General features: G+C 72.4%; 6 protein-coding genes and 1 pseudogene. 1 reads left to right on the top strand and 6 read right to left on the bottom strand.

The features are described 5' to 3' along the window. Window positions 1-662: 662 nt before the first annotated feature. Together ACSMTC_RS13075 and ACSMTC_RS13070 are read right to left on the bottom strand one after the other, a co-directional pair. Window positions 663-1,838, bottom strand: a pseudogene (locus tag ACSMTC_RS13075) (helix-turn-helix domain-containing protein); the annotation flags it as partial. 1,677 nt (window positions 1,839-3,515) lie between these two features. After that, complete coding sequence (locus ACSMTC_RS13070; protein WP_436559854.1) at window positions 3,516-4,364, bottom strand: HAD family hydrolase; 849 nt, start codon at window positions 4,362-4,364, stop codon at window positions 3,516-3,518. A gap of 950 nt (window positions 4,365-5,314) precedes the next feature. Here ACSMTC_RS13070 and ACSMTC_RS13065 point away from each other — a divergent pair. Next, window positions 5,315-5,851, top strand: coding sequence for a universal stress protein (locus ACSMTC_RS13065; protein ID WP_436559853.1), 537 nt, complete (start codon window positions 5,315-5,317; stop codon window positions 5,849-5,851). Between the two features lie 119 nt (window positions 5,852-5,970). Here ACSMTC_RS13065 and ACSMTC_RS13060 read toward each other — a convergent pair whose 3' ends face one another. The 4 genes from ACSMTC_RS13060 to ACSMTC_RS13045 form a co-directional block, all read right to left on the bottom strand. After that, on the bottom strand, window positions 5,971-7,161 hold the full coding sequence (locus ACSMTC_RS13060; protein WP_436559852.1) for an acyl-CoA dehydrogenase family protein: 1,191 nt from the start codon (window positions 7,159-7,161) through the stop codon (window positions 5,971-5,973). 149 nt (window positions 7,162-7,310) lie between these two features. Further along, entirely contained in the window at window positions 7,311-8,324 is a 1,014-nt protein-coding gene (locus ACSMTC_RS13055) for a hydroxymethylglutaryl-CoA lyase (RefSeq protein ID WP_436559851.1), read from the bottom strand. Continuing rightward, window positions 8,321-10,597, bottom strand: coding sequence for an acetyl/propionyl/methylcrotonyl-CoA carboxylase subunit alpha (locus ACSMTC_RS13050; RefSeq protein WP_436559850.1), 2,277 nt, complete (start codon window positions 10,595-10,597; stop codon window positions 8,321-8,323). Before ACSMTC_RS13050 ends, ACSMTC_RS13055 begins: the two co-directional genes overlap by 4 nt. A 168-nt stretch (window positions 10,598-10,765) precedes the next feature. Next, on the bottom strand, window positions 10,766-12,493 hold the full coding sequence (locus ACSMTC_RS13045; protein WP_436559849.1) for a carboxyl transferase domain-containing protein: 1,728 nt from the start codon (window positions 12,491-12,493) through the stop codon (window positions 10,766-10,768). Window positions 12,494-12,564 lie beyond the last annotated feature (71 nt).

Raw genomic sequence — 12,564 nt, 5'->3', positions numbered from 1 at the left:
CCACCGGTGCGGGGGCCGTCGGGACCGCCGTCCGCGAAGCCGCCGCCCGGGTGGTCCCCGGTGCCGAGCCTGCCGGCCGCCGGGAGGCCCGGCACCGGAACTCCGGCCGCCGGGACGCCGGACCTGTGGGCGTGCGGAAGAGCGCTGCCGTCGGTGCGGTGCCGCTGCCCGAGGCCCCGGGCGGCGGCACCGCCGTGGGCCTCGTCCTCCGCGGCCGCGTGCTCGACGGCCCGTTCCGGCGACCGATCGGCCAGGCGGTCCGTCAGCCGTTCCGCCCGCCGCTCCTGCCGCTCGTGCCGTTCCGCGGGACGGTCGGCCGCTCGTTCCCCGGGGCGCTCGCCGGGCCGTTCGCCGGGCCGTTCGCCGGGCCTGAGCAGCCTGCCGAGGCCCATGCCCGGCTGCGATGGAACGGCAGGGCGGAACCGTCCCCTGGCGGGTGCGCCCGCGACCGGCGAGCCCGCGGTGCCCGGCGCGTTCGGCGACTGGTGCACCGAGGGAACACCCGCCGCGGCGCCGGCTGTCGGACTGCCGCTCACCAGACCGGTGATCTCCGGGCTTCCGGTGAGCACAGGGCCGGTCGCCGCGGCCACGCCGGGTTGACCGAAGCCGGTGCCCGGAGCGTTCCCGGCCGCGCCCGCAGCCGGTGCCCCGACCGCGCCGCCCGGCCCGGAGGCCGTGCCGGGCGAACCGGCGGTACCCGTCAGCCGCTCGGCCGGGTGGCCGCCCGCGCCGGGGTGTCCCAGCACCGGGTGGCTCTGGCCGGGGCCGTGGGCCGGATGTCCCTGCGGCGGCACCGTGGTGGCGGTCGGGACCGGGCGCCGGGCGCGGTAGCCCGTCCGGTACGCGGCCGGCGAGACCCCCAGCTGGCGCCGGAAGTGGCCCCGGAGCGCGACCGGTGAGCGGAAGCCGCAGCGGCGCGCGACATCGTCGACGGACAGCTCGGAGGTCTCCAGCAGTCGCTGCGCCTGCAGTACCCGCTGAGTGATCAGCCACTGCAGCGGCGCACTGCCGGTCAGGGTGCGGAAGCGCCGGTCGAAGGTACGGCGGCTCATGTAGGCGCGGGCGGCGAGCACCTCCACGTCGAACTGCTGGTTGAGGTTCTCGAGCGCCCAGGTCACGACCTCGGCGAGCGGGTCGTTGCCGATCTCTTCAGGTAATGACTGATCGATGTACTGAGCCTGTCCGCCACCGCTGCGGCGGCTCGGTACCACCAGCCGGCGGGCCAGCGCGTTGGCCGCCTCCGCCCCGTGGTCGGTCCGCACGACGTGCAGGCAGAGGTCGATCCCCGCGGCCGTACCGGCGGAGGTGAGCACATCGCCGTCGTCGACGAAGAGTTCACGTGGGTCGACGTGGACCCGGGGGTAGCGCTTGGCCAGCGTCGGCGCGTACATCCAGTGGGTGGTGGCCGGCCGTCCGTCCAGCAGGCCCGCCGCCGCCAGGACGAAGGCGCCCGTGCACAGCCCGATGATCCGGGCGCCCTCGTGGTGGGCCTTGCGCAGGGCGGCTATGGCCTCGACCGGCGGCGGCTGGGAGATGGAACGCCAGGCCGGCACCACGATCGTGCCGGCCCGGGCGAGCGCTTCCAGCCCGTACGGGGCGGTGAGGGTGAGTCCGCCGGTGGTGGCGAGCGGGCCCTCCTCGCCGGCGCAGACCAGCAGCCGGTACCGGGGCACTCCCGCGTCCTGGCGGTCCACCCCGAAGACCGAGAGCGGGATGGAGCTCTCGAAGATAGGGGCACCGCCGAAGATCAGTACGGCCACCGTCTCGCGCCGCCGACGGCCCGACAGTTTCCTCGGCGCGGCGGCCGGTGCGATCGTGGACGAGCCCGAGGAGCCGATGGAACCCGAAGATCCCGCGCTGCCCGCGGACGCCGCTGCCGCCACCGTGGCCGCTACGGCAGCTGTGGCGGCCATCGTGGCGGCAGCGGAGGCGCCGGTGGCGGCCATGCTGCCGACGGCCGGACCGTACTGACCGGTGGCATGGCCGGCGAGCTGGACCGAGAGGTGACCGGCGCCGGGCCCCGGAGCCGTGAGCGGGGCGCCTTCCGGCACCAGGCCGGCCGACGGACCGGGGGTCGGGTACGAGGGCGCGGCGGAGAACGGGTAACCTGCCTGTCCCACGAGAGGATTGGCGGACGACGCGATGCCGGGCCGGGGCGCGAACGGGCTCTGCGCGTAGTAGGGCTTCGCGGGCTGGGCGGCGCCGGGGGACCGGGGGACGGCGGCGTGCGGGCCGGCCTGCGGCGGCCGGGGCAGTCTGGTCGTCGGAGTAGGCATCGGCGGCTGCGCGGGCACGCCCCCTCTGGTGGCCCGGCTCGTGCGACCGGTCGGCGACTGGCCGCCGTCAGGACCCGCGTCGCTCCTGCTCACCCTGCTCAAGGCGCTCCAGCCCCCTCGGTGGTGTGGTGTGGTGGTGCCGCACTGTTCGCCAAGATCGAATCTACTGGGTGGACCGTTGCCGTTGTGACAAGTTCACCATCCGACGCTATGTCGACATGGCAATTTGGCGTGATGCATTCGATCACGAAGCGTGGCATCCCGCGACCCCTCTGGGAAGGGGGCAGGAGGAACGGTGGCTTGTTGTCGCACGACCCGCTGACGGCGATCGGGGCGGGCTGGGCAGCGCTGAACGCTCTGGACTGCGGCTTTGCCCAAGGGGTAGGGGGTGGGCCGAGATTGACCGAAAACAGACGGTTGAACAAAGGGGCGCGCGACCTACTGCCGTGCGCCGTTGTGAGCCTGTTGTACGGCCCGGTTCCGTGCTATCAAAGGCCGGAACGGGTTGTCGTGACGTGTGGTCAGGACCAACCCGCATACCCTTTCCCGGAGTCGCGGAGCAGACTCGAACAGGCCAACGGTGGCGCGGTCGACCTACGCCTCGCCCGGCCCCCGGGTGCGGGTTCGGGGCGTGGTCGGGAACGCCATCGCCGGGGCTTCGAGGCGGTGCGCCATGCCGGGGCCGAGCCGACGTCCTCGGCGGGTGATCGCCTGGCGAGCGGGCCCGTGTTCCACTGACTCGACATCACCGCACAGGTGCCGGAGCACTGGTGGCCATCCCGGCGGCGCGGCTGCTCGGCAGCGCGGGTGGAGCGGTGGCGCGGTGGAGCGGCGGTAGGGCGGTGCGGCAGTGCTGCGGTTCGGTGGTATGGCGGTACCGCGTACGGGGGTTCGGGGCGCGGTGGCGCGGCGATGAGTCCGGAGCGCGCCCTGGAGTGCCCGGGAGCGCCGGGAGTGCCCGGGAGTGCCCTGTGGCCACCGCTGGTGGCCTCGGGCCGGCCTCGGCCGCCTCTGGTGGTTCCACCCGACTCCGGCGGTCCCGACGGCTGCCGACGGCTGCCGACGGCTCTCGGTGGATCTGGCGGGGGTCGGTGGGCGGGTAAGGATCAGCGGGCAGGTAGAGCGGCCTGCCCGCAGTTCATACCGTTGGCCACCGCGTTCGACCGGATCGGCGTGCTGTCGCCCAGCCGACGCCTTCGGCGTCGCCGACCGCGCCGCCGACTCGGCAGAACAGCCGACTCAGCCGGCCTTGCCGTCTGCCGGTCCGCCCAGGCGGGCGACTGCGGCGTACCGGCGCGGCGGCGCACCGCCGCCACCGCGTGCGAATCGCTCCTCGGCAACTGCTGCCCGTGGCACGAGACTTGATGCGGCAACGGCCAACTTGCCTCGACCGGCAGGCCGTTGACGCACCTGGGAGCCGGGAGCGTTGCGCGAGCTCAGGACCAGTCCGACCGCTTCCGGCAGACCGGCCGCGCTGAGCGTGGGACGGTAGCCGCCTTCGGCCCAGGGGCGGCCGTGGTGCAGCCAGACGCTGCGCAGTCCGGTCACCTCCGCGCCGGCGATGTCGGCGGGTCCGTAGTCGCCGACCATCCAGGTGTGGGAGGTCCAGTCGTGGACCGGTGGGACGCCGCAGCGTTTCGCGGCGATCTCGAAGATCTTCGGGTCCGGCTTCACGCACCGGGCCTCCTCGGAGATCACCCATCCGTCCACCAGGGGTTCGAGGCCGGTGCGGCGGATCTTCTCCAACTGCGGCCCGGTGCCGCCGTTGCTGACGATGCCGAGCGTCCAGCCCGCCGCTCTGGCGGACCTCAACGCCTCGATGTGCGAGGCGGGACAGTGGATGTGGGAGTTGACGCCTCGCCGGTAGTGCGCGAGGAGGAAGTCGAGGGAGTGGTCGAGTCCGTAGCGGCGCTTGGCCGCGCCCAGGACGGTGCTGCGGGGCACGTAGCCGCCGCCGTCTATGGTGGCGAACCAGCTCAGGTCGCCGGTGGGCAGCCGGTGTTCGTCGAGGAAGTCCTGGGCCCAGGCCAGGTACGCAGCGTCCCTGGGCAGCAGCGTGTTGTCGAGGTCGAACAGGAGCAGGGGCATGCGCTGAATGCTGCCAGCGCCACGGGGTATGCATCAGGCAATTGCCAGTCGTCGTCCCGAACCAGATGTAATTGGCTGAAACCGGAGCGTCACGGACCAATGGGGCAGCTGGGGCGCATGGGATGGCACGGGCACCTGGTCTGCCAACTGCCCTGGAGGTCATCAATGGGGCGGCGATGCTCGATGACAGTCGGGTCACGTTGTGTGGCTGCCCTGTTGCGTCAACGCGTCTCCTCGGCGAAGCTCCAGGGAACCTCTCCCGGTAGGCGCGAGGTTGCCGGTCGAGGGCGCGAAAAGCCCGACATGCGCGTCACCCGTTAGCGGGAACGTTGCCGTTTCAGGGTTCTGCTGCTGGGCCGGGCCTCATGCCCGTCGTACTCTGAAAGGAACAGGTCACAATCGGTGCTGTTCTGCGGAGACCGAATCGGTGCCTTGGGCGGGCCTGTTGCCTCGACAACCACGCCCTTTCCTGTCGGCCAACCCCACTCGAAGAGCCTTGAGCCATGGCTGGTTTTGAGTCCTCCAGATCTGCTGAGGCAGACATCGTCGCGCGGCCGGTGGACGCGGTGCCGAACGATTCCGTGCCCCCCGCGCCGAGACCCCCTGCACCTCGTGGGGCCACTGTCCCTGGCAGGCCCGCTGCGTCCGCGACTCCCGCTGCGTCCGCGACTCCCGTGGCGCCCGGGACTTCCGGTGCACATGGGGCTCGACCTGTCTGCGGAGGCTCTGCCGGGCAGGAAGATCCTTTCGAGTGCGGAGCTCAGGCAGAGCGGGCCCCAGCCGCTGAGTACGGCGCGGCTGGCGGGCATGGTGCGGCCGATGCGGCCGCTGGGCGCGTCGTGGCGTCCGCGCGGGACGGTCGGCAGTCCAGGGAGCCCTCTGCCCGCGACGTCGTCCGCAGGGGCTGGCCGAAACCCCGGCAGCGCAGGGGAGAGCAGGTGGGAGACGCCATGACGGATGGCGCCGGAGCACCCGTCGGCCGGCCGCGCGGAGCACGCGCGGCGGGCGGTACCGACGGGGAGAGCGGGCTGACCCCGCAGGAGCAGCCCGTCCACTCCTGTGACCCGGTCTTCCAGCACGGTGTAGTGGTCGGCTTCGACGGCTCGCTCTCCAGTGAGCGCGCACTGGCGTACGCGGTCGGCATGGCGCGCCGCTCCCAGTGCGGGCTGGTGATCGTCCATGTCGCCAACCGCCTGCCGGCCACGGTCTGGGCCGGCTGCGAGCCCCCTGTCTTCGTCGACCTCCCGGACCACCGCACGGAGGTCCTCGGTCTGGAACTGGCCTGTGCCGACTTCCTCACCGGGGTGCCCTGGATCCTGGTCGAGCGCGGCGGTGACATCTGCCATGAGATCGAGGAGGTCGGACGGGAGTACGCCGCCGACGCGATCGTGGTGGGCAGCACCCACGGCCTGCTCGGCAAGCTGTTCGGTTCGGTATCCGGTCGGCTGGCGAGGCGGGCCAACCGGCCTGTGATCGTGATCCCCTGACGGCATGTCAGGGGGCTGGCTCTTCGGTAGCCCCGGCCGGGGCTACCGAAGCACACGGCCTCGGACGTCGAGCCTCAGGGCGCAACGTTTCAATGCGCGATTCCTTCAGGCGTGACGCCTCAGGACGTGACGCCCAACTCCCTTGCGATCAGCATCCGCTGGACCTCCGAGGTGCCCTCGCCGATCTCAAGGATCTTGCAGTCGCGCCAGAACCGTGCGACCGGGAACTCGTTCATGAAGCCGTACCCGCCGTGGATCTGCGTGGCCTCCCGTGCGTTGTCGACGGCGGCTTCGGAGGAGTAGAGCTTGGCGATCGCCGCCTCCTTCTTGAAGGGTTCGGAGTGCAGCAGCCGGGAGGCGGCGTCCCGCCAGGCGAGGCGGGAGGTGTGTGCGCGCATCTCCATGTCGGCGAGCTTGAACTGGATGGCCTGGTTGGCGCCGATCGGCCGGCCGAAGGCCCGGCGGGTACCGGCGTAGAGGACTGACTGGTCGACGCACCCCTGGGCCAGGCCGGTGGCCAGGGCTGCGATGGCGATGCGGCCCTCGTCGAGGATCCGCAGGAACTGGGCGTAGCCGCGGCCACGCGCACCCAGCAGGTTGGCGGCGGGGACTCGGCATTCGGTGAAGGACAGTTCGCGGGTGTCGGAGGCGTTCCACCCGACCTTCGAGTACTTCTTCGAGACCGTGAACCCCGGGGTCCCGGTGGGGACGATGATGGAGGAGATCTCGCGCCTTGGCGAGAGGTCCGAGTCATCTTCACTCGAACGGGTGGTCGGTTCGGTCAGTGCGGTTACCGTGACCAGGCCCGTGATCTCCGTGCCGGAGTTGGTGATGAAGCACTTCGTACCGTTGATCACCCACTCGTCCGTGGCCTCGTCGAAGCGGGCGGTGGTCCGCGTGGCGCCCGCGTCCGAACCGCCCTCCGGCTCGGTCAGCCCGAAGGCACCGAGCATCTCGCCCGAGGTCAGCCGGGGCAGCCAGGTGCGCTTCTGCTCCTCCGTCCCGAAGCGGTAGATCGGCATCGCGCCCAGCGAGACCGCCGCCTCCAGAGTGATGGCGATCGAGGAGTCCACCCGGGCGAGCTCCTCCAGCGCGAGGCAGAGCGCGAAGTAGTCGCCACCCATGCCCCCGTACTCCTCCGGGAACGGCAGGCCGAACAGGCCCATCCGTCCCATCTCGCGGACGATCTCGTACGGGAACTCGCCCTGCTCGTAGAACTCCCCGATCTTCGGGGCGACCACATCCTGGGCGAACTCGGCGACGGTGCGCCGGAGCTCCTCGTACTCGTGGTCGAGACGATGGTCGAGCATGGTGATCCTCCTGGGTCGCGGCTCGGAAGGCCGACGGTGTCGACTGTGTGGCGGCCGCAGCGGCCGGTGGTCCAAGGGCGAAGCACCGGACACGTCCGGGGCCTGGCAAGGGGGCTGGGAGAGGTCCTGGCCCGGAACCGCCGTGGCGGTCAGGCCTGCTGGTGGAACAGGGCCTGGACGGCACGGGACGGGCTCGGACGGCCGAGCCGTTGCGCCATCCAGCCGCTGGCCGCGACCAGGGCCCGCAGGTCGACCCCGGTCTCGATGCCGAGCCCGTGCAGCATCCAGACCAGGTCCTCGGTGGCGAGGTTGCCGGTCGCGCTCTTGGCGTACGGGCAGCCGCCGAGACCGCCGGCGGAGGCGTCCACGACGGTGACCCCGCTGCGCAGCGCGGCCAGGGTGTTGGCCAGCGCCTGGCCGTACGTGTCGTGGAAGTGGACGGCGATCCGCTCGATCGGCACCCCGGCGCGTACGAAGCCGTCGAGCAGTGCGGTGACCTGGCCGGGTGTGGCCACGCCGATGGTGTCGCCGAGGCTCAGTTCGGTGCAGCCCATCTCGAGCAGGCGCAGGCCGAAGCCGATCACCTGGGACTGCGGGACCGGCCCTTCCCACGGGTCGCCGAAGCACATCGAGAGGTAGCCGCGGGTCGGGACGCCCGCCTCGGCGGCCCGGCCGACGACCGGCCGGAACATCTCCAGGGCCTCGTCGGCCGACCGGTTGAGGTTCCGCCGCGCGAAGGTCTCGGTGGCGCTGGCGAAGACCGCGATGTCGGTGGCGTGGTGGGCGAGGGCACGGTCGAGACCGCGCTCGTTGGGGACCAGGACCGGCAGCCGCAGGCCCGGGTGGCGCTCCGTGAGCCCGGCGAGCCTGGGCATCAGCTCCTCGGCGTCGGCCAGCTGCGGCACCCACTTGGGGTGGACGAAGCTGGTCGCCTCGACGGTACGCAGCCCGGCGGCGGCGAGCCGTTCGATGAACTCGGCCTTCACCTCGACCGGTACGAGCGCCTTCTCGTTCTGCAGCCCGTCGCGCGGGCCCACCTCGTGGATGCGAACCCTGGCGGGCAGCGCCGGGTCCCGTACGGCGTCCGGCAGGCCGAGGTCGAGGGCGTCGGGCTCTTGGACGCTGGCGGGCGGGGCCGCGGCCGGAGTCTGGGCGGAGGTCATGGCGTCACCTCGAGGGAGGGTTCGTCGGAGGGTGCCACCACGGCCAGCAGCTCCTCCATGGCGACCGTGGTCCCGGCGGCGGCCCGCAGCTCGCTGACCGTGCCGTCGTGTGGCGCGGCGATCACGTGTTCCATCTTCATGGCCTCCAGGACCAGCAGGGGCTGACCGCGCCTGACCTGTTCGCCGACGTCGACCTTGACCAGCGTCACGGTGCCCGGCATCGGCGCGGTCAGCGCGCCGTGATGGGCGGCGGCGGAGGAGGTCCGGTCGGCGACCGGGTCGTAGGGGTGGAGCGGCCAGGCGTCGCCGTCGATGCCCAGCCAGGTGACCGGGCCGGCGGCGTTGCCGGGGCCGTTGTCAGTGGTGTGTGCGAAGGTGCTCTGCAAGCCGTCCACGGTGAGGTGCAGCCGGCCGCCGGCCCGGGCCGCGCGGGCGCGCCTGGTCGGGCCTTCACCGAGGCGGATGTGCAGTTCAGGGGTGGTATCGGGGGAGTTGTCAGTGGTGTCCGATACGTTGCGATCGGCCACGGGGCGGACATGGACGGAGACGGGCTCGTGCCCCGGCAGCCGGAGCCGGTGGGTGGTCCAGGCGGCTTCGCCGCCGAGGCGCCAGCCGGAGGGGACGGAGAACGGGTCGGTCCAGCCGTTGGAGGCGACGGCGGGTACCAGGCCCAGATGCCGGCCCAGCGCGGCGGCGTAGTAGAGCGTCTCGACGGGGGAGGCGCCGACAGGGGGCGCGGTGGACGCGTCCGCGACGGAAGGGGGTTCGCCATCGGAACCGTTGAGGTGTGCCGTCGCTGACGGCGTGTCGGTCCCGCTCGGGTGGGTCACGTACGGGGAGGCCAGCAGCTCGGGGTGGTGCTCGGCGGTCCGCTCCACCAGGCCGGTGTCGAGGCGGCCGGCTGCGACATCGGGGTGGGCGAGCAGCCGGCGCAGGTAGCCCGTGTTGGTGGTGACACCGAGGATCCGGGTCTCGGCGAGTGCGGCGCGGAGGCGGCGCAGTGCGGTCGGGCGGTCGGGTCCGTACGCGATGACCTTCGCCAGCATGGGGTCGTAGCGGCTGCCGACCTCGGTGCCGGGGCCGACACCGGAGTCGACGCGGATGCCGGGGCCGTGCGGCTCGTCCAGCAGCAGGATCCGCCCACCGGTGGGCAGGAAGTCCCGGTCCGGGTCCTCGGCGCAGATGCGGGCCTCGATCGCGTGGCCCAGGAAGGAGACGTCCGACTGGTCGAACGTCAGGGATTCGCCTGCGGCGACCCGGAGTTGCCACTCCACCAGGTCGAGCCGCTCGGGCCGGCCGGTGTCGGCGCCGATGGCGACGGCAAGTTCGGTGACCGGGTGCTCCACCTGGAGACGGGTGTTCATCTCCATGAAGAAGAAGTCGAGGACGCCGTCGGGGGCCGGCCCGTCGGGGTCCACGCCCGGCACGATGAACTCCACCGTACCGGCGCCGGTGTAGCCGCAGGCCTCGGCGGCCCGGACCGCGGCCGCTCCCATGGCCGCCCGGGTCTCCGGATTCAGCAGAACGGAGGGTGCCTCTTCGATCAGTTTCTGGTGGCGGCGCTGCAGACTGCACTCGCGCTCGCCGAGGTGGACGGTCCGGCCGTGGGTGTCGGCCAGGACCTGGACCTCGATGTGCCTTGGCCGGTCCACCCAGCGTTCGAGCAGCAGGGTGTCGTCACCGAAGGCGGTCCGCGCGACCCGTCGGGCGGCCGCCAGTTCGGCGGGCAGGTCGTCCGGGTCGCGGACCAGGCGCATGCCCTTGCCGCCCCCGCCGGCCGAGGGCTTGAGCAGTACCGGGTAGCCGATCTCCGCGGCGGCCGCGGTGAGTTCGGCGTCGGTGGGGTTTCCGCCCTGGCTGCCGGGGACGACGGGCACCCCGGCGGCGCGGACCGCCTCCTTGGCGTTGATCTTGTCGCCCATCAGCTCCACCGCCGACGGCGGCGGGCCGACGAAGACCAGACCGGCCTCGGCGCAGGCTCGGGCGAAGGCCGGGTTCTCGGCCAGGAAGCCGTACCCCGGGTGGACGGCCTGGGCGCCGGTGCGGCGGGCGGCCGCCAGGATCTGGTCGGTCCGCAGGTACGTCTCGACGGCCGAGCTGTCGCTGTGGCCGGCGGGGCCGAGCCGGACCGCGACGTCGGCCTCGCGGACGTGCGGTGCGTCGGCGTCGGCGTCACTGAAGACGGCGACCGAGCGGATTCCGAGCTTCCGGAGGGTACGGATCACCCGTACCGCGATCTCGCCTCGGTTGGCGACCAGAACTGTGTCGAACATGGGAGGCGTTCCTCCGGGTCGAGGGAACCGTGGGGTGGGGCCGAGGGTGGCACTGGGGGCAAGGAGCCCGGCCCGGCGGACAATTGAGCGGTCGCCGCCGGGGCCGTCGGCTCGCAGGCGGCTGCTCACACGCAGCCGCTCACAGACAGAAGAGCGCGAACCGGCCGCTCACATACGGAAGACGCCGTACGGACGGGGGTCGGCGAGCGGGGCGTTGGCACAGGCGGTGAGGGCGAGACCGAGCACGGTACGGGTGTCCATGGGGTCGATCACGCCGTCGTCCCAGAGCCGGGCCGTCGAGTAGTAGGCGTTGCCCTGCCGCTCGTACTGCTCCCGGACGGGCCGCTTGAACTCCTCCTCGGCGTCGGCGGGCCACTCCTCGCCCTGCGCCTCCAGCTGGTCGCGGCGCACGGTGGCCAGTACGGAGGCCGCCTGCTCGCCACCCATGACCGAGATCTTCGCCCCGGGCCACATCCACAGGAAGCGAGGTGAGTAAGCCCGGCCGCACATCGAGTAGTTGCCCGCACCGTACGAGCCGCCGATCACCACGGTCAGCTTCGGCACCCGGGTGCAGGCGACGGCCGTGACCATCTTGGCGCCGTGCTTGGCGATGCCGCCCGCCTCGTACTGCCGTCCGACCATGAAGCCGGTGATGTTCTGCAGGAAGAGGAGGGGGATGCCGCGCTGGTCGCACAACTCGATGAAGTGGGCTCCCTTGAGGGCCGACTCGGCGAACAGCACACCGTTGTTGGCGACGATCCCGACCGGGTGGCCGTGGATCCGGGCGAAGCCGGTGACCAGGGTGGCGCCGTACTCCGCCTTGAACTCGGCGAACCGGCTGCCGTCCACGATCCGGGCGATCACCTCGCGGACGTCGTACGGGGTGCGCGGGTCGACCGGCACCGCGCCGTACAGCGCCGCCGGGTCCACCGCGGGCGGTTCGGCCGGAGCCAGCGGCCAGGGCTTGGCGGGCCGGGCACCGAGTTCGGAGACGATGGTCCGGACGATGGAGAGGGCGTGGGCGTCGTCCTCGGCCAGGTGGTCGGTGACCCCCGAGGTACGGGAGTGGAGGTCGCCACCGCCCAGTTCCTCGGCGGTGACGACCTCGCCGGTCGCCGCCTTCACCAGCGGCGGGCCGCCGAGGAAGATGGTGCCCTGATTGCGGACGATCACCGCCTGGTCGCTCATCGCCGGGACGTACGCGCCACCCGCGGTGCACGAGCCGAGTACCGCCGCGATCTGCGGGATCCCGGCGGCGGAGAGGCGTGCCTGGTTGTAGAAGATCCGCCCGAAGTGGTCGCGGTCCGGGAAGACCTCGTCCTGCATCGGGAGGAACGCTCCGCCGGAGTCCACCAGGTAGATGCACGGCAGGCGGTTCTCCAGGGCGACCTCCTGGGCCCGGAGGTGCTTCTTGACCGTCATCGGGTAGTACGTGCCGCCCTTGACGGTGGCGTCGTTGGCGACCACCACCACCTCGCGGCCGGCCACCCGGCCGATCCCGGCGATCACGCCCGCCGCCGGCGCGGCGCCGTCGTACAGTCCGTCGGCCGCGAGCGGGCTCAGCTCCAGGAAGGGGGAGCCCGGGTCGAGGAGGGTGTTCACCCGGTCGCGGGGCAGCAGCTTGCCCCGGGAGGTGTGCCGGGCGCGGGCCTTGGCCCCGCCGCCGAGGGCGGCGGCCCCCAGCTTCTCCCGCAGATCGGCCACCAGGGCCTGGTGCGCGGCGGTGTTGGTGCGGAAGGCCGCCGAGCCGGTGTCCACCGAGCTCTCCAGCCGAGGCGCGGGAGCAGCGGCGGCGGGCGAGGCGACCGGCTCGAACAGACCCGTGCTTGCGTCGTTGAACAGCCCCGGTGCCGCGCCTGCGGATGCTGCGGCCGGGCCGACGGTTGAGAAGACCATCCCAAGAGCTCCCTTGCCCTCGGAGCCAGGTGGGCATGCGAACGGATGAGTTCCGCCGCCCTGTTAATGAC

Source organism: Kitasatospora sp. HPM-01-4 (assembly GCF_051374625.1).
GTDB lineage: Bacteria > Actinomycetota > Actinomycetes > Streptomycetales > Streptomycetaceae > Kitasatospora.
The sequence above is the reverse complement of the archived record's forward strand: the minus strand, read 5'-3'. Positions and strand labels throughout refer to the sequence as shown.